Annotated in this window: 28 protein-coding genes; 9 read left to right on the plus strand and 19 right to left on the minus strand. The window is 64.9% G+C overall.

Annotated elements, in window-relative coordinates; translation table 11 throughout:
- Window positions 1-2 precede the first annotated feature (2 nt).
- Together ACJ0G7_RS03420 and ACJ0G7_RS03425 are read left to right on the plus strand one after the other, a co-directional pair.
- Window positions 3-248 (plus strand): 2Fe-2S iron-sulfur cluster-binding protein, encoded by a 246-nt coding sequence (locus tag ACJ0G7_RS03420; RefSeq protein WP_043695831.1) that lies wholly within the window; start codon window positions 3-5, stop codon window positions 246-248.
- A complete protein-coding gene (locus ACJ0G7_RS03425) occupies window positions 245-1,522 on the plus strand; it encodes a chloride channel protein (RefSeq protein WP_407395208.1) in 1,278 nt (425 codons plus the stop codon). The genes ACJ0G7_RS03420 and ACJ0G7_RS03425 overlap by 4 nt, the downstream gene beginning before the upstream one ends.
- Here the strand turns inward: ACJ0G7_RS03425 and cbbX are convergent.
- The 13 genes from cbbX to ACJ0G7_RS03490 all read right to left on the minus strand — a co-directional run bounded on the left by cbbX (window position 1,437) and on the right by ACJ0G7_RS03490 (window position 14,799).
- Entirely contained in the window at window positions 1,437-2,342 is a 906-nt protein-coding gene (cbbX, locus tag ACJ0G7_RS03430; protein WP_407395209.1) for a CbbX protein, read from the minus strand. The genes ACJ0G7_RS03425 and cbbX overlap by 86 nt on opposite strands.
- On the minus strand, window positions 2,326-2,577 hold the full coding sequence (locus ACJ0G7_RS03435) for a 4a-hydroxytetrahydrobiopterin dehydratase (RefSeq protein ID WP_043695825.1): 252 nt from the start codon (window positions 2,575-2,577) through the stop codon (window positions 2,326-2,328). Before ACJ0G7_RS03435 ends, cbbX begins: the two co-directional genes overlap by 17 nt.
- Before the next feature lie 25 nt (window positions 2,578-2,602).
- On the minus strand, window positions 2,603-3,742 hold the full coding sequence (locus ACJ0G7_RS03440; protein WP_407395210.1) for a CO2 hydration protein: 1,140 nt from the start codon (window positions 3,740-3,742) through the stop codon (window positions 2,603-2,605).
- Window positions 3,739-5,229 carry an NADH-quinone oxidoreductase subunit M gene (locus tag ACJ0G7_RS03445; protein ID WP_043695818.1) on the minus strand — a complete coding sequence of 497 codons (1,491 nt, stop codon included), beginning with the start codon at window positions 5,227-5,229 and terminating at the stop codon, window positions 3,739-3,741. The genes ACJ0G7_RS03440 and ACJ0G7_RS03445 overlap by 4 nt, the downstream gene beginning before the upstream one ends.
- A gap of 10 nt (window positions 5,230-5,239) precedes the next feature.
- Window positions 5,240-7,084 carry an NAD(P)H-quinone oxidoreductase subunit F gene (locus tag ACJ0G7_RS03450; protein ID WP_043695815.1) on the minus strand — a complete coding sequence of 615 codons (1,845 nt, stop codon included), beginning with the start codon at window positions 7,082-7,084 and terminating at the stop codon, window positions 5,240-5,242.
- A gap of 109 nt (window positions 7,085-7,193) precedes the next feature.
- On the minus strand, window positions 7,194-7,757 hold the full coding sequence (locus ACJ0G7_RS03455) for a BMC domain-containing protein (protein ID WP_043695812.1): 564 nt from the start codon (window positions 7,755-7,757) through the stop codon (window positions 7,194-7,196).
- A 49-nt stretch (window positions 7,758-7,806) separates the two neighbouring features.
- On the minus strand, window positions 7,807-8,058 hold the full coding sequence (locus ACJ0G7_RS03460) for a carboxysome peptide B (protein WP_043695809.1): 252 nt from the start codon (window positions 8,056-8,058) through the stop codon (window positions 7,807-7,809).
- Entirely contained in the window at window positions 8,058-8,366 is a 309-nt protein-coding gene (locus ACJ0G7_RS03465; RefSeq protein ID WP_407395211.1) for a carboxysome peptide A, read from the minus strand. Before ACJ0G7_RS03465 ends, ACJ0G7_RS03460 begins: the two co-directional genes overlap by 1 nt.
- A gap of 2 nt (window positions 8,367-8,368) precedes the next feature.
- The gene (locus tag ACJ0G7_RS03470; RefSeq protein ID WP_407395212.1) at window positions 8,369-10,141 is read right to left on the minus strand and encodes a carboxysome shell carbonic anhydrase; all 1,773 of its coding nucleotides are present in this window, start codon (window positions 10,139-10,141) and stop codon (window positions 8,369-8,371) included.
- A 7-nt stretch (window positions 10,142-10,148) separates the two neighbouring features.
- On the minus strand, window positions 10,149-12,488 hold the full coding sequence (locus ACJ0G7_RS03475) for a CsoS2 family carboxysome shell protein (RefSeq protein ID WP_407395213.1): 2,340 nt from the start codon (window positions 12,486-12,488) through the stop codon (window positions 10,149-10,151).
- Between the two features lie 98 nt (window positions 12,489-12,586).
- On the minus strand, window positions 12,587-12,928 hold the full coding sequence (locus ACJ0G7_RS03480) for a ribulose bisphosphate carboxylase small subunit (protein WP_043695797.1): 342 nt from the start codon (window positions 12,926-12,928) through the stop codon (window positions 12,587-12,589).
- Window positions 12,929-13,000: 72 nt separating this feature from the next.
- Window positions 13,001-14,416, minus strand: a complete 1,416-nt coding sequence (locus ACJ0G7_RS03485; protein ID WP_043695793.1) for a form I ribulose bisphosphate carboxylase large subunit — start codon at window positions 14,414-14,416, stop codon at window positions 13,001-13,003.
- Window positions 14,417-14,487: 71 nt separating this feature from the next.
- Window positions 14,488-14,799, minus strand: coding sequence for a BMC domain-containing protein (locus ACJ0G7_RS03490; protein ID WP_006169870.1), 312 nt, complete (start codon window positions 14,797-14,799; stop codon window positions 14,488-14,490).
- Between the two features lie 363 nt (window positions 14,800-15,162).
- On the opposite strand from ACJ0G7_RS03490, the gene ACJ0G7_RS03495 reads away from it, so the two are divergent.
- Entirely contained in the window at window positions 15,163-15,744 is a 582-nt protein-coding gene (locus tag ACJ0G7_RS03495; RefSeq protein WP_407395214.1) for a non-canonical purine NTP pyrophosphatase, read from the plus strand.
- 3 nt (window positions 15,745-15,747) lie between these two features.
- On the opposite strand, the gene ACJ0G7_RS03500 is transcribed toward ACJ0G7_RS03495, so the two are convergent.
- Window positions 15,748-16,527 (minus strand): microcompartment protein, encoded by a 780-nt coding sequence (locus ACJ0G7_RS03500; RefSeq protein WP_043695777.1) that lies wholly within the window; start codon window positions 16,525-16,527, stop codon window positions 15,748-15,750.
- Between the two features lie 152 nt (window positions 16,528-16,679).
- On the opposite strand from ACJ0G7_RS03500, the gene ACJ0G7_RS03505 reads away from it, so the two are divergent.
- From ACJ0G7_RS03505 to bchL, 4 genes are all read left to right on the plus strand, one after another.
- Window positions 16,680-17,030: a hypothetical protein gene (locus ACJ0G7_RS03505; RefSeq protein WP_407395282.1), complete on the plus strand. Its 351-nt coding sequence runs from the start codon at window positions 16,680-16,682 to the stop codon at window positions 17,028-17,030.
- Between the two features lie 152 nt (window positions 17,031-17,182).
- Complete coding sequence (locus ACJ0G7_RS03510; protein ID WP_407395215.1) at window positions 17,183-18,460, plus strand: ferredoxin:protochlorophyllide reductase (ATP-dependent) subunit N; 1,278 nt, start codon at window positions 17,183-17,185, stop codon at window positions 18,458-18,460.
- Window positions 18,461-18,464: 4 nt separating this feature from the next.
- Complete coding sequence (locus tag ACJ0G7_RS03515) at window positions 18,465-20,048, plus strand: ferredoxin:protochlorophyllide reductase (ATP-dependent) subunit B (protein ID WP_407395216.1); 1,584 nt, start codon at window positions 18,465-18,467, stop codon at window positions 20,046-20,048.
- Window positions 20,049-20,198: 150 nt separating this feature from the next.
- Complete coding sequence (bchL, locus tag ACJ0G7_RS03520) at window positions 20,199-21,089, plus strand: ferredoxin:protochlorophyllide reductase (ATP-dependent) iron-sulfur ATP-binding protein (RefSeq protein ID WP_043695769.1); 891 nt, start codon at window positions 20,199-20,201, stop codon at window positions 21,087-21,089.
- 13 nt (window positions 21,090-21,102) lie between these two features.
- Here bchL and ACJ0G7_RS03525 read toward each other — a convergent pair whose 3' ends face one another.
- The 3 genes from ACJ0G7_RS03525 to psaM all read right to left on the minus strand — a co-directional run bounded on the left by ACJ0G7_RS03525 (window position 21,103) and on the right by psaM (window position 22,655).
- Window positions 21,103-22,053: a protochlorophyllide reductase gene (locus ACJ0G7_RS03525; protein ID WP_043695768.1), complete on the minus strand. Its 951-nt coding sequence runs from the start codon at window positions 22,051-22,053 to the stop codon at window positions 21,103-21,105.
- Between the two features lie 69 nt (window positions 22,054-22,122).
- The gene (locus ACJ0G7_RS03530; RefSeq protein WP_043695766.1) at window positions 22,123-22,479 is read right to left on the minus strand and encodes a hypothetical protein; all 357 of its coding nucleotides are present in this window, start codon (window positions 22,477-22,479) and stop codon (window positions 22,123-22,125) included.
- Window positions 22,480-22,550: 71 nt separating this feature from the next.
- A complete protein-coding gene (gene psaM / locus ACJ0G7_RS03535; protein ID WP_071839743.1) occupies window positions 22,551-22,655 on the minus strand; it encodes a photosystem I reaction center subunit XII in 105 nt (34 codons plus the stop codon).
- Between the two features lie 84 nt (window positions 22,656-22,739).
- On the opposite strand from psaM, the gene ACJ0G7_RS03540 reads away from it, so the two are divergent.
- A complete protein-coding gene (locus tag ACJ0G7_RS03540) occupies window positions 22,740-23,222 on the plus strand; it encodes a CRR6 family NdhI maturation factor (RefSeq protein ID WP_407395217.1) in 483 nt (160 codons plus the stop codon).
- Here ACJ0G7_RS03540 and ACJ0G7_RS03545 read toward each other — a convergent pair.
- Complete coding sequence (locus ACJ0G7_RS03545) at window positions 23,215-23,982, minus strand: sulfite exporter TauE/SafE family protein (protein ID WP_043695760.1); 768 nt, start codon at window positions 23,980-23,982, stop codon at window positions 23,215-23,217. The genes ACJ0G7_RS03540 and ACJ0G7_RS03545 overlap by 8 nt on opposite strands.
- A 27-nt stretch (window positions 23,983-24,009) precedes the next feature.
- Here ACJ0G7_RS03545 and ACJ0G7_RS03550 point away from each other — a divergent pair, with 27 nt between their 5' ends.
- Entirely contained in the window at window positions 24,010-24,753 is a 744-nt protein-coding gene (locus ACJ0G7_RS03550; RefSeq protein ID WP_043697477.1) for a lipoate--protein ligase family protein, read from the plus strand.
- Here ACJ0G7_RS03550 and ACJ0G7_RS03555 read toward each other — a convergent pair.
- Window positions 24,696-25,949, minus strand: a complete 1,254-nt coding sequence (locus ACJ0G7_RS03555; RefSeq protein WP_043695758.1) for a site-2 protease family protein — start codon at window positions 25,947-25,949, stop codon at window positions 24,696-24,698. The genes ACJ0G7_RS03550 and ACJ0G7_RS03555 overlap by 58 nt on opposite strands.
- Between the last annotated feature and the right edge of the window lie 17 nt (window positions 25,950-25,966).

Genomic DNA, 25,966 nt, shown 5'->3' on the forward strand with positions numbered 1-25,966 from the left:
CGATGACGGACCGACGCATCACCATCACATGGCCGAACGGACACGTCACTGACGTGCTCGTGGGCAGTGACTGGCTGCCGTCTGCCGCGACCGCCGGCGTCAGCATTCCCACGGGGTGTCTCGGCGGCAGTTGCGGAGCCTGTGAGATCGAAGTGAACGGCAAGGTGGTGCGGGCCTGCATCAGCACGGTTCCGCCGTCAAAATCCGGGGAACTCACGGTGGAGTTCGCCACCGATCCCCACTGGTGACCAGATTTCGACTGCGCCTGATGGCTCTGCTCACCGGTGCGATCAGCGGTGCGGCCGTCGCCCTGACCATGGGCGTGATCGCCTGGCTGACCCGGATGCTCTGGGGTGATCCGGTGGAGGAGGGTCTGGAACGCCAGATCCCGCTGCTCTGGTCGATGGGAGTTTGCGGCGGCGTCGGCGTGGCGCTTGCACTGCTCCATCGCCGCGGCCCGGCAACCCTGCTGCCGGAACTGCCCGAAACCATCCAAGAGCTGCGCCACCCGGAAACCGCACCCCGACGCAGAGACGGGCACGCGATTCTGGGCGCGAGTCTGAGCCTGGTGGGTGGCGGCAGCGTGGGGCCGGAGGCGTTGATGACCCGGCTGGCCACGTTGATCAGCCAACGCATCTGGAAGGGACGGGACCAGGACCTCCAGCTGGCCACGGTGGCGGGCAGCCTCGGCATGTTCGGCTTGCCCCTGCTGGGGGGGGCTGTGGTCCATGACGGAACGCCGAAGTCCAGCGCCGGCGGATCCGGGCAACGGTCGTTGATCGATCGCTGGATCCCAGGCTCCCTCGGGGGAATCGCCGGTTTCGCCGCCTTCCACGGCATGGAGGAGGTCAGTGGCGGATCGCTGCGGCAACTGCCTTACAGCTGGCCCAGCAACCTCGGGGAAGACCTGGGCAGCCTGAGCGCCGGTCTGCTGGCCGGCGTGGCGGGCTGGGGCCTCGGCTGGCTGCTGCTGCACTGGCGCACCTGGCTGGAGCAGCGGCAGTTGTTGGCCCACTGGCCCTGGTGGCCGGTGGTGACCGGACTGCTGCTCGGCGTCTGGATGCACTGGCTGCCGCTGGTGCCCTTCGCTGGGGAAGATCAGCTGAAACCGTTGCTGGAGGGCATGAACACCAGCGAAGCAGTGGTGCTGATCCTTTCCGGCCTGATCAAGCTTGGGATGCTGGGCCTCTGCCTGGAAACGGGCTGGCGCGGCGGCATCTTTTTCCCTGTGTTTCTGATCGCCTGTGCCGTCGGCTCCGGACTGCATGAACTCAGTCCAGGCATCGGTTCCCTCGGCAGCTGGTGCGGCGGCGTCACCGGAGCCTTGTATGCCACCGTGCTGCGCTCACCGCTGGTGGCCCTCCTGCTCGGCGTGGCGCTGCTGCAAGGCCATGGAGCCACGGCCGTTCTGCTCGGGGTTGCCGTGGCCTGGCTGATCACGCACCGCTCACCTCGGGATGGTGGCCCTCCACCTCTCCCTGAAACACCCGGCTCGCGCGGATATCAGCAGCCTCCAGCGTGATCAGATCGTCCCGGGTGAGCGCTTCTCCCATCCGGGCGAACAGACGGTTGGCCTGCCGCAGCCGGGCCCGGTCGATCGCATTCCTGATCGAGCGGGCGTTGGCGAAAAACGGCAGCTGCCGCCGACGGGCGACGTACTCCACAAACGCCTCACTGGCCTCCGCGCTCAAGCGGTAGTGCTGGGCCTCCAACAGCAGTCCGGCGATCGCCAGAAGTTCGCTGTCGCTGTAGTCGGGGAAATCAAGATGGTGGGCCACCCGGGAGGAGAGCCCGGGGTTGGAGCTGTAGAAGGTGTCCATCCGGTCCTTGTAGCCCGCGAAGATCACCACCACATCACTGCGGCGGCTCTCCATCTCCTGCAGCAGGATCTCAATCGCCTCGGCGCCGTAATCCCGTTCGTTGTCCGGCTTGTAGAGGTAATACGCCTCATCGATGAACAGCACGCCCCCCTGGGCGCGCTTGAGCATCTCCTTGGTCTTGGGGGCGGTGTGCCCCACGTACTGGCCCACCAGGTCATCGCGCGTGGCGGTGACCACATGACCTTTTCGCAGATAGCCGAGGCGGTGGAGGATCTGCGACATCCGCTGCGCCACGGTGGTCTTGCCGGTACCAGGGCGTCCGGTGAAGGACATGTGCAGGCTCGGCGCCGTGCTGGGCAGCTCCAGCTGCTGGCGTGCCTGGTCCACCAGCAGCAGGGCGGCGATCTCGCGGATGCGTGTTTTCACCGGCGTCAGGCCGATCAGCTCCCGATCCAGCTGTTCGAGCACCTCAGCGACTCCGGAGTCGGCGTAGGCCGCCGCCAGATCAACCGAGGAGACCATCGATCTGGGCCGCGAAAGCCCGGTCGGATTCACTCAACTGCGGGTCATCGCCCTCATCACCAGGCCGCAGGGTGATGTTCACGTAGGTCCGCCCGAAGCTGATGTCCGGAAAACGCTGGGCGGCCTCACTGTGCTCCCCGAGCCGGTCCAGGAAATCACGGGTGGCGCTGTAGCTGTCGAACTCAAAACGACGTTCCAGGCAGACCGGCCGCTTGCGTTCTTGCCACTGATCCATTGTCACCACTGGGCCTTGGGAAAACCTAGAGGAGCGCCACCCGCTGGCATCCCATCAAGCGACCCGACCAGGCCTCCGCATAGGCGCGGTTGGCCGCCTGCTGCTCGGGATCCTGGGTGTCCAACGGGTGAGGCATGGTGCCGGCGATCGCCCCGTTGGTGACGCAGAACATCGATTTCTGGAAGCTGATGCAGATCTGCACGTGCACGTCCACCTGAGCGCGACCGTGATGGTCGTACCAGCTGCTCAGCTCTTCCGGCAGATGCCGGTACATGTCCTGCATGCAGAGGCTCGGCGGGATGCCGGCCCCCATGCTCGGAATCGGATCGGCGTAGAGAGCGCCGTACTTGAAATCGCTGATGTCCGGTGAGATCTGACGAGCCTGGGCGTTGTAGGAGACCGTGCCGAGGAACGGCATGCCCCGGAAGAACACCGCCTCCACGTAAGGCACCGCCACATCCACCAGGAAGGTGAGGCCCGCCTCGGGAGGCAGCACCCAGAACTCCTCACCGGCCACGGTCACCTTGTAGGTGATCGGACTGCCTGCTGCCGCCACAAGGCCGTCGCGGATGTGATGCACCACGTCGTTGACGCAGGCCACCTCACCGATGCGGTAACGACGGGCCAGGTCAACGAACAGATCGCTCATCACCCGCCAGAACAATCCGAGGCAGTAGATCGTGGTGAGCGAACGGATCGATTCCGGAGCGAAACCCCGGTAGAGGCTGTTGGTGAAGGCCAGCAGAGGGTCACGGCGGGTCTTCGCCGCAATGATCCGATCGCAGGCCTCCCGGAAGGCGTCACTGTCGAGGTAGGCATCCAACCCTCCGGTGCCGTGCCAGAACATCGCCTTCTGGCAGTACTCGGCGTACTCGAAATTGATCCGGTCCCCCAGCAGATGATCCCAGAGCCGCTTGAGGTTGAAACCCTCATGGAAGAAGCGGAACACCGGGAAGGGATTGAGCAGCTGCTTCTGCCCCTGGTCGACCAGGTTCTTGCTGTAGGCATCCAGCACGATCCCGTAGCTCTCGAGAACGTTCACCACCTGCAGCAGGTGATCGGGCGTGTCCTTGAGCAGGGGAGTGTCGCTGAGCAGACGCCGGATCAGTTCCTCCTGGTCCGGAAGCGTTGGAGCGGAGACGGGCAACGGTGCGGTGGTGGTCATGACAGTCCTCCACTGAGCTGACTGAGGCCGGTGGTGGCCGCTTCACTGAGGTTCGCCAGCAGCTCCGGAGCGAGACCCAGCACGAGAACACCGAAGCTGAGTGCGATCGCCGGCACCTGCTCACGCAGGGCAACCGGATCGAGGATACGGGGATTGGTCACCTCTCCGGGGGCGATCGCCAGACGTCCGAAGAAGGCACGGTTCACCAGCAGCAGGAAATACACCGCCGTGAGTCCAGAGCCCACCATCGACAGCAAGGTGGCAACGGGGAAGGGCTGCAGGCTGCCGCGGAAGATCAGAAATTCAGAGATGAAGCCCGCCATGCCAGGGATGCCGGCGCTGGCCATCACACCGATGATCATCAGCGAACCGGTGAGCGGCAGGCCGCGCTGGGGATTGAGCAGACCGCGCAGCACATTGAGATCGCGGGTTCCGGTGCGGGCATACACCACTCCCACCAGCAGGAACAGCACGCCCGAGATCAAGCCATGGCTGACCATCTGGAACAGAGCTCCCATCAACCCCAGGGGTGTGGCCGCTGCCGCAGCCAGAAGCACATACCCCATGTGGCCCACAGAGCTGTAGGCCACCATCCGCTTCATGTCGGTCTGGGCGATCGCCGCCAGCGACCCGTACAGCACCGAGATCGCCGCCCAGGCCGCCAGCCAGGGGGCCGCCACCTGCCAGGCCTCCGGGAACAGACCCAGGCAGAAGCGCAGCAATCCGTAGGTTCCCAGTTTCAGCAGCACCCCCGCCAGCAGCACGGACACCGGCGTGGAGGCCTCCGTGTGGGCATCGGGCAGCCAGGTGTGGAACGGAAAGAGCGGAATCTTGATGCCGAAGCCGATCAGCAACGCTCCCATCAGCAGCAGCTGGGCCGTCATGCCCAGATCGCCGGCCAGGATCGGCCGCAGGCTGAAGTCCATGGTGCCGGTGACCAGGGCCAGGCCCAGGAACGCCCCCAGGATCAGCACCCCCGACACGGCGGTGACGATCAGGAACTTGGTGGCGGCGTAGGCACGGTTCGATCCACCCCAGATGGCGATCAACAGCCAGAGAGGGATCAGTTCAAGCTCATAGAAGAGGAAGAACAGCAGCAGGTTCTGGGCCAGGAAGGCACCATTCACGGCACCACTGATGATCAGAAGCAGGGCGAAGTAGATGCGGGGGCGGTTCTCAATCGAACGGGAGGCCACCGCCGCCACCAGGCACAGCACGCCGTTCATCAGCACGAGCGGCAGCGACAGACCATCCACGGCCAGGGCGTAGTCGAGGCCGATGGAATGCACCCAGCGGGCCTGCTCCACCATCTGCAGCCCGGCCTCCGAGGCATCGAAGGGAATCAGGAGGCCAAAGCTCACCAGGCACTGCAGGGCAAGGATCACCACGGTGGCGATCCGCAGACGCTCAGGCGGGGGATCCGCCGGCCAGAGGATCAGTGCCAGGGCACCGAGGAAGGGGATCAGCAGCAGCAGAGAGAGCAGCATGGCGACGGCGTCAGGCGAGGAACCAGCTCACCGAAGTGAGGAAGAGAACGATGGCGACCAGCACCGTGAGCACATAGGACTGGCCCTGTCCGCTGACGCTGAGCTTGAGGCTCTCAGCGCTCTGCAGAGACAGCCTCGCCACACCGTGAAGCACCCCATCCACCACCGTGCGGTCAAACCAGGAGGCCAGACGCGAGATGCCGGCCACCACATTGACGATCGTGAGCCGGTAAAACTCCTCGGTGTAGAAGTCGTAGGCCAGCAGATCCTGGAACCAGCGCAGTGCGGGGTTGAGCGATCGCGACCAGGCCTTGCTCAACGGCAGCAGAGCTCCGGCCACCAGCCCCACCAGACCGCTGCCCACCACAAGGGCTGCAGCCCAGAGCGGAAACGCCAGCAGACCATCGAGCGATTCCAGACGCACCAGCAGCACCGGCGTCAGCAGCACGATCACCGTGAGAGCGACCATCGGCAGGGCCATCTGCCAGTTCACTTCGGCCGCCCGGCGGGACTTGATCAGGGAGTCACCGAGGAAGACGTGGCGGAACACCCGCACCAGTCCGAGTGCTGTCAGGGCATTGGTGAGCAGAAACACAGCCATGAACGGCACCGAGCGCACGCTGAGCAGCTCGATCGACTGGGCCAGCGCCAGGAAGCCACCCAGGGGAAGAAAGCCGACCAGGCCAGCACTTCCCACCAGATAGGCGGTGGTGGTGGCCGGCATGCGGCTGGCAAGACCACCCAGTTCCGTGATGTCCTGGCAGTTGGTGGACGCGATCACGCCACCGATGCTCATCGAGAGCAGCGCTTTGGAGACGGCGTGAGAAAACAGCAGCAGCAGTGCCAGAACCGGGATCTGCAGGGCAATGGCGATGAACACCAGGCCCAGATGAGCGGTGGTCGAATACGACAGCGTGCGCTTGATGTCCACCTGGGCGATGGCCACCAGGGACCCACCGATGGCACTGATGCTGCCGATCACCAGCAGCACCACCAGCGCCACCGGCGAATGCTGAAGGATCGGCATCACCTTGAGCAGCACGATCGCCCCGCAGGTCACCACCACGGAGTTCCGCAGGATCGAGGCGGGATTCGGCCCCTCCATCGCCTCATCCAACCAGAGGTGCATCGGGAACTGAGCGCACTTGCCCGTGGGGCCTGCGATCAGGCCAAGACCCAGCAGCGTCGCTGCCAGAGGGGAGAGGGTGTCGCGCGATGCCCAGACATAGAGATCACCGAAACCCATCGCACCGGAGAAGCTGCAGAGCGCCACCACGCCCATCAGCAGCAGCACATCACCGACGCGCTTGGTGAGAAAAGCGTCGCGGGCGGCGGTGATCACCAGGGGCTGGGCATACCAGAACCCCACCAGCAGATACGTGGAGAGGGTGAGCATCTCCAGCAGGAAATAGCTCTGGAAGAGCGAATCACTCAGCACCACCCCGCTCATGGCCCCTTCAAAGAAACCGAGCAGGGCGAAGAAACGGGCCAGGGCCCATTCCTTGTCCATATATCCAAGGGAATAAACCTGGGAGAGCAGGCTGAGACCGGTGATCAGTTCCAGGGCCACCAGGTTGGTGAGCGTGAGGCTGAAGCTGATGTCGAGCTCCAGGTCGGCCAGCGTCAGCCAGGGATAGGCCAGATCGACCGGACCGGACTGGAAGACCTCCTGCAGGATCAGGCTGCCGTGCACGAAGGCCAGCAGGGTCAGAAGGATGTTCAGGTAGGCCGCCGGCCGGTGAGCCTGACGCCGGAACAAACCCGCTGCCCAGGGAAGCGACACGAGCATGCCGGCGAATCCGTAAAGCGGAATCAGCCAGGCAACCTGGACGGGTAAGGACAGCTCCGAAGTCAAAACGGCAAGCGGAAAGGGGATCGGGCTTGTCGGCATTGGCCGAGGAATCTAAGCGGCTGCCAAGGGGTCGAGCGCTCTTTGTGAACGGACATCGGCAGACCCTTCAGGCTCAACTGCGGCGCAGGGCGCCACTGCTGACCAGGGCAGGCTCCACCTCCTGATGGGGACGGGCAATGATGTGGGCAGCGACCAGACCGTCGCCGACCCTCTCGCAGGCATCGGCTCCGGCACGCACGGCGGCGTTCACAGCACCGGTTTCACCCCGCACCATCACGGTGACGTAACCACCGCCGACGAATTCCCGACAGATCAGCGTGACTTCGGCGGCCTTGGTCATGGCATCAGCTGCCTCGATCGCCGGCACCACCCCGCGGGTTTCGATCATCCCCAGTGCAATCCCTGAGATCGGGGCATCCGCGGCCTGATTTGCGGACAGCGACGTGGCACCGCGTTTGCTGCCGCTGCCGCCAGCGGCGGATGGAGTGCGCGCACTCGCGCGACGGGGGGTGGGGGTGGCCGGTGCGCTCGCGGCCGGGCTGCTGGTGGGACTGGGAGCGGCAGCTGCCGGAGTGCTGACAACGGGAGTGACGTCCACGGTCTTGCTGGCGGCACTCTTGGCTGCAGCGGAACTGCGGGTGGTGCGGCGGCGGGGAGTCGGGGAAGGAGTGGCCATGAAAAACGGTGGTGGAAGCGGAACGGAGGCGGAGGAGCGGGGAGAGTCCCTATCCGTCCGGCGTCCAGTGGTCGATGATTCCACCGATCGTCAGATCGGTGAGCACCTTGTTGTCGGGGCACGCATGCCGGGCGGCTGAGCCGCTGGCAGTGAACACCCAGTTGCCCTCGCGAGCACCCACGGGATCCACCGCCACGAGCTTCTTGCCCTTGGCGTTGCGCAAGACGCGCAGGTGCATGTGATCCAGCCCTGCCACACGGAATGTGCACACGAGAGTTCCCATCACCTGCATGATTTCCATCAGCTGGTGGGTCCTCCGGCAGGGGTGCTGCTGGGTGTCGGCGCCGGTGCGGGGGGCTTCGGCGGATCCGGTTCCCAGTGATCGATGATCCCCACGATGGTGAGATCACTGGGATACGACTTGCTGCCGGCGGCTTCGCGGGCGGCGGAGCTGCTGACGCAGATCACCCAGTCGCCCGGTTTGGCACCCACGGCATCAACGGCCACTTTCTTGGTACTGCCGTCCTGAACCACCTGCAGATGCTTGTGCTCGAAGTCCGGGATGCGGTTGGTGGAGACGAGCGGCTTGATGACCTTGACGATGAGCATGATCAGTGAGCCTCCTGGAGCGGGGGGGCGAGGGTGGAACCGACGACCTCGGCCGGAGCCGTCTGGTTGCGATCACGAACGGTGAGGCACGTGTGCAGCAGGCCCTGATCGACCAGCTCGCTGTAACGGCTGGCGATGGCCTGATTCACCCGGGTGCAGTCGGCGATCGCCCGCTGACGGGCGCCGGGAACGCGACCCGAATAGTCGAAGCGGATCACGACGGGGATCGGCAGATCACGGGAGACGTTCAGACCACGGAAGATCTTGACGCCCACGTCCAGATCGGGGGCTCCCTCCTCGACGGTGTCGAGATGGGCGAAGTAGGTGAGGTTGCGCAGGTGCACCTCCTTGAAACCGATTCCGACACCGATGAAACGCTCGGCATGACCGGCGTCCGGATAGGGAGCACCGTGCAGATCCTGCACGTAGTCGATCTGGGAGCAGTTGTTGGCGATCAGACGCGTGAGGAAGGTGACCATGCCGGAATCCATCGGACCCGGGGCTGCGGATTCGACCGCCTCCGCGATCTGCACCATGGCCTGATCCGCGCTCATCGAAGCGGTGGCGGCATGCAGATCACGGGCACACAGCCACTGATCCAGAACCATTTCACTGTCCCGGCTGGGAGGGTGAACGCGGATGGCGTCGGTGTCGGTGTCCAGGCCGATCAGCAGGAGATCCACCGAAGCACCGCAGCAGAAGCTGTTCTCCACGGCTTCCCGGAAATCGAGCAGGCGCTGATACCCGGCTGATGCCGCCAGCTCATCGTTGCTTCCATGGGCGGCACAACCCTGATGCTCGGGATCCAGGGAGCTGAAGTGATACGTGACGACCTTCAGATAACGGGTCGGTTCGGTGGCGGGGTTGGGCATCCCCTCGCGGTAGCGGCGATGCTCGGTCTTCACCCAGCGGTTCACCGTGTTCTCCACGTCGAACATGGCGCCGGCATGGGAGCGGCGACGCACGGCGCTGAAGGGGATGCGCAACGCGTAGGCCACGGTGTGAGCCAGGCGGCCATCGGCGCAGGGCGTCACGTCGAGCAGATGAATGCCGCAGTCGAGCAGGAACTGCTCGAATTCCCTTGAGGAGGCACTGCCGCTGGCCCCATCGAGGGGATCGTCCTGAAAGAAACGATCACTGAACAGGCGATGGCTTTCAAAGACACACCAGGCGAACAGCGCCCGCATGTCGAGGGGACGCACCCAGGCCCGTTCAAGGATGTGCTGAGGCAGATCGAAGCCCAGTTCTGTCCTGGTGAGGCGCTGAGCCTGCTCGATGAAATCGGGTTGATGCTGCAGGGCCGAGACCCGCTTGAGCAGGGGAACAATGCGATCGAAACGCCCCTTCACCTCCAGCTCGTACGCCTGCAGTCGTGCATTGCCGGCCGAATCGGTGAGCGGGTGCTGGCGATGGGTGAGCGGCAGGGAGGAGCGGCTCAGGTTGAAGGGAACCACAGAGGTCTGGCTCTTCTCTCGGCGGACCCAGCCCGGTTGCTGCGCCACAGCCTGCTGCTGAGGGGTCCGACGCTGCTGATCAACAGCCGTGCGAACCCGACCGCCACCGATGGAACCCTGGACCAGCTTCGCCGCTTTGCCGGCCGTGGTCAGTGCACGCCGACGCTGCAGAGCAGCATCCCGGGTCTTGGTGGAGTCCGAAACCGACTCCATGGGTGGAACAGAAGCGCCGGCTGCAGGACCGTTGTTCTGCAGTTGCCGGCGCGTGGGAGCCGTGGGGGCCTGAGGTCGCCCGCCGCGGGAAGGCATGGAGCGAACCATCAGCAGATCAGCCCCGTGCGCCGCCGGAGACGGTGATCAGGGAACCCTTGTCGGTGTTGCCGCTGGAGCCGGTGACCCGGCTGACAGGCCACTCGTTCTCTTCATTGCGCTTGCGTTCGTAAGGAGCCATCGCACTCATCGGGCCCGGACGTGTGGGGTTGCGGCGACGGGCGGAAGCGCCTTCGGTGCCGGTGACGTGCTCACCACGATCCCAGTCATCACCGGTGACTTTCCTGGACGACCCCTCACCGGTGACGCGGGAGGCTGGCTGTTCAGCCGGTTCACTCACCACGGCAACAGTGGGCTGGAACTGACGGCGCTGAAACTCGCGGTTATCGAAGCGGAACTGCTCCGTTCCGGTGACCTTGCCGCCGGCCATGTCGAAGGGGCCGGTGATGCGGTTGCCCTGCTCATAGGCCGTGCCGGTGACTCCGCCCTGGGCATCGCGCTGCTGCTGAGCGGCACGGGCCGGTGACGTCACACTGAAGCGGGTCCAGGCCGCACCCTCGGGCGCCTGGCCGTGGGAGTCACTGCCAGCCGGAGCCTCGCTGCCGCAGGCGGCGGACAACTGATCGGCACCCACATAAGGCGTGCCGGTGACGGCTTCACAGGCTCCGCGCTCGGCGCCTGTCATCACGCCGCCGATTCCAGGCTGCAGTCCGGTCATCGGGGCTGCCGGGGTGCCGGGACGGACCGGGGTGCGTTCACGGATGGCCTGAACGGCCGGAGTGCCGCAGTTCTGACCAGCTTCTTCCAGCCCCGCATAGGGGGTTCCTGTCACCGCTTTGCAGGTACCGGGCTCGTCGCCGGTGACCTTGTCGGATCGGCCGGTGCGGGTGCCGCTCACCACAAGGTTGCGGTTGGTGACACTGAAGCCGACCTTGGCGGCCTCGGGTTCGGGCTGTCTGCCGCAGAAGCCGTTCACCTGTTCAGCACTGATGTACTGATCGCCGGTGACCCTGTGACAGGACCCGAACTCATTGCCGGTCACCTGGGAGGAGCGGCCGACCAGGGTGCCGGTGACGCCGGTGCCGGAGAGGGTGCCGGAGAGGCCGACCTTCGTGGCGGGGCGACCTTCGGGCAGGGGATCGGAACCGAGGTACTGATCGCCGGTGAGATTGCGATTGGCACCGGCTTCATCGCCGGTGACGCTGGCGGAACGCCCCACCATCACGCCGCTGACGGGACGGCCCTGCTCGGTGAGGCTATGGCCCACCTTGCGGGGGGAGGTGTTGCCGCCACCGCAGTAGGAGACAGCCTGATTGGAGGAGATGTATTCGGTTCCGGTCACGTTCTTGCAGGTGCCGGGCTCGTCACCGGTGACCTTCTCGGAACGACCCACCTCATTACCGGTGACCCGATTGCCGTGGCTGGTGGCGGTGACGCGCACCTTGGCCGGAGTGGTTGGCTCGGGAGCGGATTGGCAGAAGGTCTGGAACACCTCGGCTCCGAGATATTCCGTTCCTGTGATCGAGCGGCAGGTGCTGGCTTCGTTTCCGGTGGTCTTCACCGAACGGTTGGCCTGGGTGCCGGTGACCGTCTGACCGGAGCTGGTGGTGCTTTCGCCCACCTTCCAATGAGCATCAGCGGCGGCGGCCTGCTTGGCGCCATGGCGATTGGGGCCTGTGGGGCGGCTCACAGCGGCACCCTGCTTGTTGCGGGCACCGGCCTTGGCCCGCAGCTCACGCACCTGCTGGGCCAGCTCGCGGCTGGTGAGATCAGGATTGGCCTGCCGTGCGACGGCGGCTGCACTGGTGGGCTGCTTCCCGGCTGTCTTGCCGTGCTTCGACATGGCATCGCGACGGGCAAGCACCAGGGCACGGCTCGGGTTCTCAATGGCCCGGCGCTTGGGCGTCGCAGAACGGCGCTCCGAACGGGCGGAAAACTTGGGGGCCGATGCACTCAGGGAAGCCTGTTCAGAGGCACGCTTGCCACCGCAGCCACAGCTCTTCGTGGTTTCAGCAGGGACAGCTGCAGGAGCAGCGGCTTTGGTCTGACGTGCCACATCGGCGCGGTTGCGATCGCGGCTGGTGTCGGCGGTCTTGCCACGGCGGGAGAGGGCCTCACGACGGGCCAGAACCAGATCGCGGCTCGGGTGGCGCTGAGGCTGCACCTGACTGGCACGCGACGGTGCCGACGTTGTGAACACCTTCGCCTGCTGCGGAGCTGCGGCAGCAGGGACGACGGGTTCAACAGGGGCATTGGCCCGGGTTCGGGTCGGACGGGCATCAGCGGCAGTGCGCACCCGGCTGTCACCGGACCGGGCTGCGGCAGGAGCCTTCTTACCGGTGGTGGTGAGCGCCTTGCGGCGTTCGAGTGCGAGTTCGCGACTGGAGAGTCTTGCCATGTCCGCCCGAGGATGTGGTCGATGAATGGAGGGGATCAACCCTCCGGGAAATACTTGAGCCCTGAAGGATCAGGGCTCGGAACCATTGGTTCGAGGGATCAGCGGCCTTCGAAGACCACGAAGCAGGAACCCTGGCTCTGGGTGTAGGCGTCGTAACCGACGATGCGCACGTGGTGATCGGGGTAAGCGCGATGGCAGGCCTCGAGCTCACTCACGACAACGTTGAGATCCTTCTCACCGAAGAAGGGGAGCTTCCAATAGGACCAATAGGAGGCCATGGAGTTGCTGGGGTGGACGTGCTCGATGAGCGGGCTCCAGCCCTGGGCAATGATGTAGGCGATCTGGTCAAAGATCTCGTCCTGGGTCATCGGCGGGAGAAAGCCGAAGGTTTCCAGGGTGGCGACTGTTTGATAGTCACCCACTGTGCTCTGGAAAGGCATGGGGATCCTGGGGGTAAGAAAAAAGGTGGGCCGGTTAGGTCAACCGGCCGTTGAGACGATCAGCTGAGACGATCAGCCCTGAACGTCGAGCTTGTCGACGGTGTCGAACTCGAACTTGATCTCCTTCCAGGTCTCGAGGGCGATCGCCAGCTCGGGGCTGTGCTTCGCGGCTTCCATGAGGATGTCGCGGCTCTCTTTCTCGAGATGGCGGCCGGCGTTGCGGGCCTTGACGCAGGCCTCGAGGGCCACGCGGTTGGCCGCAGCACCTGCAGCGGAACCCCAGGGGTGACCGTGGGTACCACCACCGAACTGCAGAACGGAGTCGTCGCCGAAGATGGTGACCAGGGCGGGCATGTGCCACACGTGGATACCGCCGGAGGCGACGGCGAACACGCCGGGCATGGAGCCCCAGTCCTGATCGAAGAAGTTGCCGCGGCTGCGGTCTTCGGGCACGAACGATTCGCGCAGCTGGTCGATGTAGCCGAGGGTGGTCTGACGGTCACCCTCGAGCTTGCCGACCACGGTGCCGGTGTGGAGCTGGTCACCACCGGACAGACGCAGACACTTGGCGAGGACGCGGAAGTGAATGCCGTGCTTGGGATGACGGTCGATCACCGCGTGCATGGCGCGGTGGATGTGCAGCAACATGCCGTTCTTGCGGCACCACTTCGACAGACCGGTGTTGGCTGTGAAGCCGCCGGTGATGAAGTCGTGCATGATGATCGGCATGCCGAGTTCCTTGGCGAACTCAGCGCGCTCGTACATCTCCTCGGGAGTGTTGGCGGTCACGTTGAGGTAGTGACCCTTCTTCTCGCCGGTCTCCTGCTCGGACAGCTTGATGGCTTCCGCAACGAATTCGAAGCGGTTCTGCCAACGCTGGAACGGCTGGGAGTTGATGTTCTCGTCGTCCTTGGTGAAGTCCAGACCGCCGCGAAGGCACTCATAGACGACACGGCCGTAGTTCTTACCGCTCAGGCCGAGCTTCGGCTTGATGGTGCAACCCAGCAGAGGACGGCCGTACTTGTTCATCCGGTCGCGCTCGACCTGGATGCCGTTCGGCGGGCCGTAGCAGGTCTTGATGAAGGCCAGCGGGAAGCGCAGGTCTTCGAGACGCAGGTGGCGCAGGGCCTTGAAGCCGAACACGTTGCCGACCAGTGAGGTCAGAACGTTGGTGATGGACCCTTCCTCGAACAGGTCGAGGGGGTAGGCGATGAAGGCGTAGAAGGACTCCTTGTCACCAGGGACGTCCTCGATGCGGTAGCAGCGGCCTTTGTAGAAGTCGAGATCGGTGAGGAGCTCGGACCACACAGTGGACCAGGTGCCGGTGGAGGATTCAGCAGCCACAGCAGCGGCCACTTCCTCCTTGGGAACGCCTTCCTGGCCGGTGCATTTGAAGCAGGCCAGCAGGTCGGTGTCGAGGGGAACGTAATCAGGAGTCCAGTAAGTGTCCCTGTACTCCTTGACCCCAGCGTCGTACTTCTTGCTCATGGGTTAACTCCGTTAGGTCGGTGAGGGGGGTGAGACGTTCGCGTGCCTCGTCAGAGGCTCAGCGGAAGATCTCAGTCCTTCTGACCGAGGAAGTTGCCGTTGCCCAGAGCAGGCTCCACTTCGCGGTGGGGGCGGGCAATGATGTGGGCAGCCACAAGGCCGTCGCCGACGCGCTCGCAGGCATCAGCGCCAGCGCGGACAGCGGCGTTGACAGCGCCGGTCTCGCCGCGGACCAGAACGGTGACGTAACCGCCACCGACGAACTCGCGACCGATCAGTCGCACTTCGGCGGCCTTGGTCATGGCATCAGCTGCCTCGATGGCGGGGACCAGACCGCGGGTCTCGATCATGCCGAGGGCGATGCCCATGGTTTCGTTAGCCATTGCCTACCGGAGAAAAGGGTGGAATGTTCGCCGCGAAGACTGCTTCGCGGAGGCGCTTCCCGTCAAGCGATTCGCCGACATCTCTCAATCACTGTCCATAGTGAACATGATTAGCAGGGCTTATCAGTAAGCCGCCCACCGTTCCGAACTGCTGTGGGAAATCCTGTGCTGGCCTGCAGACACACGATTGTCGAAGCCCCGTCTCATGGATAGTTTTTTGGCCGGAACGGTCCCGAAGCCTTTGGCCGAGGGGTGGAATGTTCAACCCATGCCGTTCCACCGGAGTGCACGGAGATCTCTTACCCCCTAACCGCTGAGATCCGCCGATCGGCCCTCACAATGGGAGCCGATTCTGTTGATCCTTTGCGTCCACTGCTGACCATTGCCAGCGGCAATCCCGTGAAGGTGGCCGAGATCGAGGCCATGCTCGGACCGCTTCCGGTGGTTGTTCAGCGTCAGCCTGAAGCTCTTCAGGTGGAAGAGACAGGTTCCACCTACAGGGAGAACGCCAGTCTCAAGGCCACGGCTGCCGCCCTGGCGACCGACGGCTGGGCTCTGGCCGACGATTCCGGCCTTGAGGTGGATGCTTTGGGTTGCGCCCCGGGCCTGTACTCCGCTCGCTACGCCGAGGGCGACGACGCCAAGATCACCAAGCTGCTGAACGATCTGGGCAGCACTCCCTACAGAAGCGCCTGCTTCCGCAGCACGATGGTTCTCAGCGATCCTGAAGGCCACTGCGTGGCCTCTGCAGAGGGAGTGTGCTGGGGCGAGCTTCTGAAGGCTCCCGCGTACCCAGGAGGAAGCTACGAATCCCTGCTCTGGGTTCGGGAAGCGAGGTGCACCTATGGCGAGTTCAACGACGCACAGCTGATCCGTCTGGGCAGCCGCGGCAAGGCGGCCAGGGCCCTGGCGCCTGACCTGCGCCGATTCCTGCAGCTGATCTGACGTTCAGGGGTTGGCGGACGTGCGGTTGATCATCTCGATGGTCCGCATCGCAGCGGCCGCCGCCTCCTCCACATCTCCCTCCTTGCCGGCCAGGGTGAGCCGTCCGAAGGCACCGACGGCCTTCACGTCCACCACGGTGATGTTCGACGACTTCTCGGCTTCGTTGGCAGCGATCAGCACGTAGCCGGCGGGTTCGGTCTCGAGGATGAACATGCTCATCCCGGCCTCGATCATCGAACCGCGGCGGTTCTGTCGGTTGATCAGCACAGCGTGGTCGGGAGTGATCGCGCGGATCACCTCCGTCCAGCTCACCTCGGCAGCGCGGCGCTGTTCGATCGAACTGCCGATCGCCTCGAGCACCACATCACCGGAGTGCAGCACGGTGCTCTGATCACGGTGATAGAGGGCCATCGAGCCGAAGGCCCTCTCGACAACCATCTGGCCGAGGCGGACGTTGCTGGCCTTCAAGGCGATATCGGTGACCCGGTGCACCGCCATGCCCGGGGAGACCTCCATCCAAAGACAGGCGTCCCCTGGAATCGGCAGGAATCCCTGGCTGACGGAGCCCATGTAGGCAGCCAGCTGAGGCTGCAACGAATCGATGAACACGTACGTGCGCAGCTCGATCGACTGCACCTGACTGCTCATCAGCCGCGGCGCTTCGCTGTCCGTGGTGATCACACAGCTGGCACCGGCAGACGATGAATGCACCTCGGTACCGGTGACGAGAGCACTTCCGCCACGCCGCCTCTCGCGGCCCTCGAAACTGGCGAAACGATTCATGGCGGGGAGTGTAACGGACGATTTCGAGTCCGGGCCCTCAGAGCAGCTGGACGGCCTGAAGCCTTGCGCCGCAATGGTGAGCCGATACCGTCCGCTCAGTTTCGGTCTGATCTGTGGCGCTTCCTGAGCAATCCCCGGTGAACACCGTCGACATGCCCGCCGATCAGGCCCTCGGCATGGTGAGTTTCGGCCTGATGCAGCGCCTGGCCCAGGACGGGCAGGTGGATCTGCCATGGCTGGAGACCCCCCGCAACGAGGATCTCGAGCGCAGCCGCCAGCTGCGCCTGCGTCTGGAACTCACCGCCTTGGCCATCGACACCGGAGCCCCCCTGAGCACCGCTGAGGTCAGCCTGCTGCTGGGCGCACGCCCCGGGAGCGAACGCGTCGAGCGTGGTGGGCTCGTGGCACGCCGGATCACCCGTAACGTCTGGCGTCTCAGCCGACTGGACCAGGATGAGCGTCAGGGCGGCTATCGCACCGATGGCTTCCGCCGCCGGCTCTGAAGAGAGGCTCTGAAGAGAGGCTCTGAAGACCATGGCGGGATGATCCGGACGGTGATCAATCCCGAACGGATCCCTAAGAGATTGCTCCAGACCTGGTGCGTAGGGCCCTTCGTCTTGCAAGTTGAAGACAACCCCTTGCCAAGGAGCGGCCGATGGCCGGGCCCACGCTGCTGAAGGAAACCGGACCTCGGGAGGTGTTCTGCGGACTCACCTCGATCGTGTGGCTGCACCGGCGCATGCCGGATGCCTTTTTCCTGGTGGTCGGATCACGAACCTGCGCCCATCTGATCCAGAGCGCAGCAGGGGTGATGATCTTCGCCGAACCTCGCTTCGGCACCGCCATTCTCGGAGAACGGGATCTGGCCGGACTGGCGGACGCCCATGAGGAGCTGGACCGGGTCTGCCATGAACTGCTGGAACGCCGGCCCGAAATCCGCACGCTGTTTCTGGTGGGCTCCTGCCCCAGCGAGGTGATCAAGCTGGATCTGGCCCGTGCTGCTGAACGGCTCAACGAGGAGATGCAAGGCCGGGTTCGGGTGGTGAACTACTCCGGCAGCGGCATTGAAACCACCTTCACGCAGGGGGAGGACGGGGCTCTCGCCGCGCTGGTGCCGCTGCTTCCCGCCAGCGAAGAGCGTCAGCTGCTGCTGGTGGGCACCCTCGCCGATGCCGTGGAGGACCGGCTGATTCACCTGTTCGGACGCCTGGGCATCGAGGCGATCCGCAGCCTGCCGCCTCGCCAGTCCACGGATCTGCCACCGGTCGGACCCGGCACCACCGTGCTGCTCACCCAGCCCTTCCTCACCGAAACCGCTCGATTGCTCCGCGATCGCGGAGCAACGGTGCTCACCGCCCCCTTCCCACTGGGCGCAGAGGGCAGCCGCCGCTGGATGGAGGCCGGTGCCAACGCCTTCCAGGTGCCCGCGGAACGACAGGCCGAGGTGCTGGACCCCCTGATGGAGCGCGCCCGGATCGCCCTGGAACCCCATCGGAAGGTGCTGAGCGGAAAGCGCATCTTCCTGCTGCCGGAATCCCAGCTGGAGCTGCCCCTCGCACGGTTCCTGCAGCGGGAATGCGGCATGGAACTGGTGGAGGTCGGCACCCCCTATCTCAACCGCGAGCAGATGGCCGAGGAGCTGGCCCTGCTGCCGGAAGGCACGCCGGTGATGGAGGGTCAGCACGTCGAACTGCAGCTGGATCGGGTGCGTGACAGCTCTCCCGATCTGGTGGTCTGCGGCATGGGCCTGGCCAATCCCCTGGAAGCCGAGGGCATCGCCACCAAATGGTCGATCGAACTCGTGTTCAGCCCGATCCACGGCATTGATCAGGCCGGCGATCTCGCCGAACTGTTCTCGCGTCCCCTGCGCCGCCGTCATCTGATTCAGCCCGGCCTGAATCCCTCCCTCGCCGTCGACCCCGTTCACGCCTGACGCCATGCAACTCACGCTCTGGACCTACGAAGGCCCCCCTCATGTCGGCGCCATGCGCATCGCCGCCTCGATGCGGGGGGTGCACTACGTGCTGCATGCCCCACAGGGGGACACCTACGCCGACCTGCTCTTCACGATGATCGAGCGCAGAGGCCAGCGGCCGCCGGTGACCTACACCACCTTCCAGGCCCGCGACCTGGGCGGTGACACGGCGGAACTGGTGAAGCGGCACGTGCGCGAGGCGGTGGATCGCTTCCAGCCCGATGCCCTGCTGGTGGGCGAGAGCTGCACCGCCGAACTGATCCAGGACCAGCCCGGGGCTCTGGCCCAGGGCATGGGACTCGAGATGCCCGTGGTCACCCTGGAACTGCCCGCTTACAGCAAGAAGGAGAACTGGGGTGCTGCGGAGACCCTCTATCAGCTGGTGCGCAGCCTGCTGAAGTCGCAGGTGCCGGAGCAGGCCAGTCACAACCCTCTGGCCTGGAAGCAGGAGGGCCGGCGCCCCAGGGTGAACCTGCTGGGCCCCTCGCTGCTGGGCTTCCGCTGCCGCGATGATGTGCTGGAGGTGCAGCGGCTGCTGACGCTGCACGGCATCGATGTGGGTGTGGTGGCGCCGCTGGGAGCGGGGGTGGACGACCTGTCACGGCTGCCCGCAGCGGATCTGAACGTGTGTCTGTACCCCGAGGTGGCCGAATCCAGCTGCATCTGGCTGGAGCGCAACTTCGGCATGCCGTTCACACGCACGGTGCCGATCGGCATCGGCGCCACCCATGACTTCCTCCGCGAACTGCATGGGCTGCTGGGCATGGATCCGCCCGACACCCGCGAGGGACATCAGCGCTCCCGCCTGCCCTGGTATTCCGAATCGGTCGACTCCACCTACCTCACAGGCAAGCGGGTGTTCATCTTCGGAGACGGCACCCATGCCCTGGCCGCAGCACGGATCTGCCGGGAGGAGCTGGGCTTCGAGGTGGTGGGTCTCGGCACCTACAGCCGCGAGATGGCACGGCCGGTGAGGGCCGCCGCCAAGGCCATGGGGCTGGAGGCCCTGATCAGCGACGACTACCTGGCCGTGGAGGCCGCCATGGCGGAGGCGGCTCCCGAGCTGGTGCTGGGCACCCAGATGGAACGGCACAGCGCCAAGCGGCTGGGCATTCCCTGCGCGGTGATCAGCACCCCGATGCACGTGCAGGATGTGCCGGCCCGCACCAGCCCCCAGATGGCCTGGGAGGGGGCGAACGTGATCTTCGACGCCTGGGTGCACCCGCTGATGATGGGGCTGGAGGAGCACCTGATCGGCATGTTCCGCCACGATTTCGAATTCGTGGACGGTCACCAGAGCCATCTGGGCCATGCCGGTGGCTCCGGTGCTGCCGGTGACTCCGCCGAGGCGGAGCTCAGCGATGTGCCTGAACTCGGGGACGACGCCCTGGTGTGGACCGCCGATGGCGAAGCGGAACTGCGCAAGATCCCCTTCTTTGTGCGTGGAAAGGTGAAACGCAACGCCGAGGCCTATGCCCGCCAGGCCGGCTGCCGGGAGATCAGCAGCGAAACGCTGTATGACGCAAAAGCCCACTACAAGGCATGAGCATTTGCACTCATTTCTTTTCAATCAAGCCGAAGAAAATGCGCAGATCCTTGGCAGCAAGCAGCGCAGATCTTTCGTTTCTTGGTGAAAACCTGCCGGCATACATCCGCTGCTGTTGAATGAAGCCACACCTCTTGTGAAGGTCGCTGAATGACCACGACCCTGACGCGGCCGGCTGACGGCGAAGGCAGTGTGCAGGTCCATCAGGACCCCTCGATGAACATCCAGGAGGAAACCCTGGTGATCGCTGTCTACGGCAAGGGCGGCATCGGCAAATCCACCACGTCCTCCAATCTTTCGGCCGCTTTCTCGAAGCTGGGCAAGCGGGTGCTGCAGATCGGTTGCGATCCGAAGCACGACAGCACGTTCACCCTCACCCACAAGATGGTGCCGACGGTGATCGACATCCTCGAGGAGGTGGACTTCCACAGCGAGGAGCTGCGTCCGGAGGACTTCGTGTTCACCGGCTTCAACGGCGTTCAGTGCGTGGAGAGCGGCGGCCCTCCGGCGGGCACCGGATGCGGTGGCTACGTCACGGGCCAGACCGTGAAGCTGCTCAAGGAGCACCACCTGCTGGAAGACACCGATGTGGTGATCTTCGATGTGCTCGGCGATGTGGTGTGCGGCGGATTTGCTGCACCGCTGCAGCACGCCAATTACTGCCTGATCGTGACGGCGAACGATTTCGATTCGATCTTCGCGATGAACCGGATCGTGCAGGCGATCCAGGCCAAGGCCAAGAACTACAAAGTGCGGCTGGGCGGTGTCGTCGCCAATCGCTCCGCAGACACCGATCAGATCGACAAGTTCAATGCCCGCACGGGCCTGCGCACGATGGCCCACTTCAAGGATGTGGATGCCATCCGCCGCTCACGGCTGAAGAAGTGCACCATCTTCGAAATGGACGATGACGACGAAGCGGTGCAGGCGGTGCGCCGGGAGTACCTGCGCCTGGCCCAGAACATGTTGGAGAACGTGGAACCCCTGGAAGCCACATCCCTGAAAGATCGGGAGATCTTCGACCTGCTGGGCTTCGACTGATCAACCGGCCCGATCAGAGCCCGACCAGCCGCAGTGACAGATCCCAGACGCGCCGCGCCGTGTCGGGATCGGTGGCCTTGTCAGACAGTTCCTGGCTGAACTGCTGACCGTCCTTGCTCTGACGGTTACCCCAGCTCCAGTGCACACCGGACTCTGCGAAATCCGGATCCGCCACCACCTGGGCCACCCGCTCACCCGCCAGGGCCTGGGAGACGTAGCCACCGGTGATGTTCTTCTGAAACCACGGGAAGATCGTCTGAAAGGCCTTCGGGGTGTTGCGGAACAACGGCGTGTCGGCAACACAGCCCGGATACAGCGACGTGAAGGTGATGCCCGTCTCCCCGTGCAGGCGCCGATGCAGCTCCTGGGTGGTGATCATGTTGCAGAGCTTGCTGTCCTTGTAGGCCTTGCCTGGCTTGAACGGTTTGCCGCTGGCCATGCTGATCGGCTCGAGGAAGCCCGCCTCAAAGCCGGAGAGATCACCGAGATCCGCCGGGGCAGGGATCGGGATCTTGCCACCCAGCTCCTTGGAGTTGGCCGTCACCGTGCCGAGGATCACAACGCGCCTGGACGGGTGGCTCGACGCCCTGATCCGATCCAGCAGCAACTGAACCAACAGGAAATGGCCGAAGTGATTGGTGGCCATCGAGATCTCATAGCCCTGCGGAGAACGCTCCGGCTGCTTCAGCTTCGGCTTGTACACCGCGGCATTGCAGACCAGCGCATCCACTCCTCCGGGGAGCTTCTCCACCGCCGAACGGACGCTGTCCAGATCACCCAGATCCATCAGCACATGCTGGAGACGGTCCTTGGGAATCTCCATTTCATCGGCAGCACCAGCCGCTCTCTGGGGACTGCGGTTGGCGGTGATCACCGTCCAGCCCCGTTCCACGAGGGCCTTGGTGGCGTTGAGACCGACCCCAGAGGTGGTGCCGGTGATCAGAACGGTGCCCGGAGTTCCCATCGCTGCTGCCCCTCAGAAGCGATCAGTCTGCAGTGTTGAGCGCATGTCCAGCCAAAGGCGACAGGATTCTCAGCGCCAGATCACACGCAGACGGTTGGGGGCGATCCACTGGTCCTGTTCACCGATCAGGCGCTCTTCACCGCCGATGCTGAACAGACGGTCGAAGCGTTGCTGCAGCGATTCCAGCTTGGCGGTTTCAACGGTCACCACAGCATTGATTTCGCCGTGCCGTTCCAGCCGCTCCTGATACGCCATCGACAGCCGAACCAGGCTGACGCAGCCCAGCAGAACGAATCCGAGCTTCACCGCGAGCGCCAGAACACTGCACTGCAGCTCTCGGCGGTCGTTCTGACGCTGGATGACGGACGCCAGCGTTGCGGCATCAACCGGACGACTGGCTGGTGGTGGAGCAGTTGACGAAGCCAACTGACAGGGTCAGCTGATCGTTTGTAACGCAGCGAACCATTGCTGCCAAGCCCCACCGCAACAGAAGGGGATCAGGCCTCGTACAGGCTGATGGAGAGGCGCAGAGCGAGCACCGCAGCGTGGGCAGCCACCACAAGGGCGATGAAGATCTCTGGCGAGGTCAGGGCGCTGGCCATGGATGCAGTCCGGGGAAACCGTCCCATTGTTCTTCAGAGGGACGGCTGCGCGCCATCATTCGCAAAGGCCTGTCACACCTCACCATGGAATCGGTCCAGATCGATGCCGATGCGATCCGTCGTCTCGATCTCACGCCACTGCAACCGTGGGCAGCCAGATCCCTGGGGGAGGTTCTCACCCAGGGGGCGACCCTGGAGCTGAGCTTCGACTGGCCTCGCCAGGCCGACGACCCGAGAGAGCTCGCGGAATGCCCCGAACCGCGGCTGTGGGCGCTGAGGGCCGACGCCCGCCACCCCTGGCTGCCGTTGGTGCTGGAGCGGGATCAGGGCAGCCTGATCCGTCACGTGGCCATGGTGGTCCCCCACCGGTTCAGCCGCACCGATGGACTGCGCTTCGAGCCCGAAGCCCTGGAGCTCTGGATCACCCATCGTCTGATGCAGCTGGACGACCTCTGCAGCCAGACCCTGGGACGATCGATGCGGGGCAACCTGTCCCAGATGGCCGCCTCCCTCGGCTACGAGCTGGATGCCGGCTTCTGGACCCTGCTGGACGGAGCCGTCAGCTGAGCACCAGATGCAGGGCCCGCCGACAGCTGTCGATCGCCAGCACGATCGCAAGACCCCGCAGCAGCCGCACCAGCAGCAGCGCATCGAACTGATCCAGGCGGCTCGCGGTCCAGCGGGCGGCGATCGCCGCCACCCCCCCCAGGAGCAGTCCCATCACCGGTACCCCACGCCCCTCATGCAGAAACTGCAGCGACGCGGCCGAGGCGGAGCAGAACACCGCCACGGTGCTGAGACGCACCGCCTGGTGGATCGGAACCCCGAACGGACCGTTCATCAGCGGCACCATCACCAGTCCTCCCCCCAGCCCCAGCATTCCGGCGGTCCAGCCGGCGATGCAGCCGGTTCCGGAGAGCTTCAGCGCCTTGGCATCGAGGTCGACCTCCTCCGTTTCCTGTTCAGGCCGCGGCCGCACGGTGAACGCCAGCACGATGTAGATCATGGTCTGCATGGCCAGCAGCACCCAGCCCGATGCCCAGCCGGCCAGGCCCCCGAACACCAGGGCTGAACCGAAGGCCGCCAGACCGATGGACAGACCGGATCGCCAGGGCAGGCTGTCGCCGCTCAGGTGCGTGATGGTGCCGGCCAGAGCCGTGGGCACGATGGCGAAACTGCTGGTGGCCAGGGCCTGATGGGGCGGCAGATCCAGCCAGAGCAGCAGGGGCGCGAAGATCAGACCGCCGCCGATTCCCAGCAGACCGGCCAGCCCTCCGGCGAACAGTCCCAGAGCGATGAGCAGGGGATAGTCCCACCAGGGCAGCACGGCTTCAGCGAGAACATGATCACCAGCATGACGAGCGATGCTCCACGGGGGCGCCTGCTGCCGATGCTGTGCGCCGATGGTCCCTGGCAGATGGCCCTCGATCAGATGCTTCTGGAGCAGACGGATCCGAGGCCGGTGCTGCGGTTCTATCGCTGGTCAGGGGCATGGCTCTCCCTGGGCCGCCACCAGCGGCAATGGCCTGACCACTGGCGTGACCTGGCCGCGGAAGGTCATCTCTCGATCGTGAGGCGCCCCAGTGGAGGCCAGGCGGTGCTGCATGCCGGAGGACTCACCTATGCCTTGATCTGGCCCGGAGCTCCCCGCCAGCGCCGTCAGGCCTATCGGGAGGCCTGCCACTGGCTGATCGAAGGCTTCCGGTCGCTGGGGGATGAGCTGCGCTTCGGTGACGAAGCGGCCACGGGGGAGGACGCGAACTGCTTCGCGCGCTCCACCGTGGCCGATCTGGTGGATGGCCGCGGCATCAAGCGCATCGGCAGTGCCCAGCGGTGGCAGAGGGGCCGTCTGCTGCAGCACGGCGAGATCCTGCTCGACCCTCCGGCGGACCTGTGGCGTGCGGTGTTCCGGGAGACCACTCCGGCTCCGGCGGCGGCGGCCATCCCACGGCAAGGACTGGAGCAGCATCTGTTCCTGGCACTGCAAAGGCAGTGGCCGGAGCTGGGCTGGAGCGAGCAACCACTCACGACGGTGGAACGTCAGGAGCTGGAGCGGCGGGTGTCCGTCTCGGCAGCCTGCATCGACTCCACCACCTGAGGCAGCATCGCCAGGCCCATGGGGTAACCGTTCTGCTTGCGGGCCTCCTCCAGGATCGGTGGCGGCAGCCGCACCCCCAGCTTCTGAAGCACCGCTTCGCCCACATCCATGCGGTCGATCGTGCCGGAGGGAAGACCAGCGGGACCGAACACCAGAAGACGCCCCTGACTGGTTTGCTCCAGGGCCTCGATCGCTTTCCAGAGCGGCTCGCGATCGTGGATGGAAGGCAGTTCCTCCAGAGGGCGCAGATGGTCCTCCAGGCGCTGACGGTCCCACTGCTGCACCGGCAGATCCCGCAGCGGCTGATCATCCACCCATCCGATCCAGCGACCGCCGCGGCAGATCAGCACCCAGTCATCCCCGCGGCCGCCTTCGGACTCCCGCAGACGCATGCTGCTGAGCTGGCGCAGGCTCTGATCCGACTCCAGCACCCGAAAACGACGGCCGGCTGCATCCGACACCTTGAGATCCTGAAGCACTTTCTGAAGCACCAGCATCTGGGCCTGGCCCCGGTTGGCACCGAGACCGAACCAGCCGATCAGCATCAGAAACACACCTGAAAAACCGCCACCGCGCACGAGCAGCAGCACGCCCATCACGATCAGCAGCGTCGAGAGCGCTCGCCCGGAAGCGGAGGCCACCTGCATTCCGCGTTTCTGACTACCGCTGAACTTCCAGACGAGAGCCTTGAGGATCTGACCGCCGTCCAGCGGCAGGCCGGGCAGAAGATTGAACAGGCCCAGCATCAGATTGAGAGCGCCCAGCTGGGTCAGCACCATCGCCAGCAGCGGACGGCCTCCATCCAGGGACGGTGCGGAGAGCAACAGCCCCAGGGCCAGGATCAGGCTCACCAGCGGGCCGGCGGCAGCGATGCGCAGACTTCCCATCGCCGTGTCGCAGTCACGTTCGATCCGAGCGATGCCGCCGAGGTGGAAAAGCGTGATGCTGCGGACCTTCACCCCCTCCCGCAGCGCCATCAGGGCATGGCCGAGCTCATGCAGCAGAACGGAGAGAAACAGCAGAAGAGCCGTGAGCAGACCAAGCCCCCAGCTGGTGCCTGCTGCCACGGCAGGCGTGACTGTGGCAGCGAAACGCGACTGGAAGATCATGGTGAAGAGCACCACGGACACCAGCCAGCTGGGCTGAATGAACAGGGGAATCCCGCGGATTTTCAGAAGTTGCCAGCCCTCTCCCAAAACGGCCTTCCCAGGGT

It is taken from the genome of Parasynechococcus sp. (genome assembly GCF_045559935.1).
Classification (GTDB): domain Bacteria; phylum Cyanobacteriota; class Cyanobacteriia; order PCC-6307; family Cyanobiaceae; genus Parasynechococcus.

What these genes read in the sequence shown, in the direction of transcription:
- ACJ0G7_RS03490 (WP_006169870.1), bottom strand. Translation starts at nt 14,799, where the DNA reads ATGGCTAACGAAACCATGGGCATCGCCCTCGGCATGATCGAGACCCGC.
- ACJ0G7_RS03480 (WP_043695797.1), bottom strand. Translation starts at nt 12,928, where the DNA reads ATGCCTTTCCAGAGCACAGTGGGTGACTATCAAACAGTCGCCACCCTG.
- ACJ0G7_RS03510 (WP_407395215.1), top strand. Translation starts at nt 17,183, where the DNA reads ATGGCCGGGCCCACGCTGCTGAAGGAAACCGGACCTCGGGAGGTGTTC.
- ACJ0G7_RS03485 (WP_043695793.1), bottom strand. Translation starts at nt 14,416, where the DNA reads ATGAGCAAGAAGTACGACGCTGGGGTCAAGGAGTACAGGGACACTTAC.
- ACJ0G7_RS03440 (WP_407395210.1), bottom strand. Translation starts at nt 3,742, where the DNA reads ATGACCACCACCGCACCGTTGCCCGTCTCCGCTCCAACGCTTCCGGAC.
- ACJ0G7_RS03420 (WP_043695831.1), top strand. Translation starts at nt 3, where the DNA reads ATGACGGACCGACGCATCACCATCACATGGCCGAACGGACACGTCACT.
- ACJ0G7_RS03445 (WP_043695818.1), bottom strand. Translation starts at nt 5,229, where the DNA reads ATGCTGCTCTCTCTGCTGCTGCTGATCCCCTTCCTCGGTGCCCTGGCA.
- ACJ0G7_RS03475 (WP_407395213.1), bottom strand. Translation starts at nt 12,488, where the DNA reads ATGGCAAGACTCTCCAGTCGCGAACTCGCACTCGAACGCCGCAAGGCG.
- ACJ0G7_RS03435 (WP_043695825.1), bottom strand. Translation starts at nt 2,577, where the DNA reads ATGGATCAGTGGCAAGAACGCAAGCGGCCGGTCTGCCTGGAACGTCGT.
- ACJ0G7_RS03515 (WP_407395216.1), top strand. Translation starts at nt 18,465, where the DNA reads ATGCAACTCACGCTCTGGACCTACGAAGGCCCCCCTCATGTCGGCGCC.
- bchL (WP_043695769.1), top strand. Translation starts at nt 20,199, where the DNA reads ATGACCACGACCCTGACGCGGCCGGCTGACGGCGAAGGCAGTGTGCAG.
- ACJ0G7_RS03525 (WP_043695768.1), bottom strand. Translation starts at nt 22,053, where the DNA reads ATGGGAACTCCGGGCACCGTTCTGATCACCGGCACCACCTCTGGGGTC.
- ACJ0G7_RS03455 (WP_043695812.1), bottom strand. Translation starts at nt 7,757, where the DNA reads ATGGCCACTCCTTCCCCGACTCCCCGCCGCCGCACCACCCGCAGTTCC.
- ACJ0G7_RS03465 (WP_407395211.1), bottom strand. Translation starts at nt 8,366, where the DNA reads ATGCTCATCGTCAAGGTCATCAAGCCGCTCGTCTCCACCAACCGCATC.
- ACJ0G7_RS03500 (WP_043695777.1), bottom strand. Translation starts at nt 16,527, where the DNA reads ATGAATCGTTTCGCCAGTTTCGAGGGCCGCGAGAGGCGGCGTGGCGGA.
- ACJ0G7_RS03550 (WP_043697477.1), top strand. Translation starts at nt 24,010, where the DNA reads ATGACGAGCGATGCTCCACGGGGGCGCCTGCTGCCGATGCTGTGCGCC.
- ACJ0G7_RS03540 (WP_407395217.1), top strand. Translation starts at nt 22,740, where the DNA reads ATGGAATCGGTCCAGATCGATGCCGATGCGATCCGTCGTCTCGATCTC.
- ACJ0G7_RS03460 (WP_043695809.1), bottom strand. Translation starts at nt 8,058, where the DNA reads ATGGAAATCATGCAGGTGATGGGAACTCTCGTGTGCACATTCCGTGTG.
- cbbX (WP_407395209.1), bottom strand. Translation starts at nt 2,342, where the DNA reads ATGGTCTCCTCGGTTGATCTGGCGGCGGCCTACGCCGACTCCGGAGTC.
- ACJ0G7_RS03505 (WP_407395282.1), top strand. Translation starts at nt 16,680, where the DNA reads ATGCCCGCCGATCAGGCCCTCGGCATGGTGAGTTTCGGCCTGATGCAG.
- ACJ0G7_RS03470 (WP_407395212.1), bottom strand. Translation starts at nt 10,141, where the DNA reads ATGGTTCGCTCCATGCCTTCCCGCGGCGGGCGACCTCAGGCCCCCACG.
- psaM (WP_071839743.1), bottom strand. Translation starts at nt 22,655, where the DNA reads ATGGCCAGCGCCCTGACCTCGCCAGAGATCTTCATCGCCCTTGTGGTG.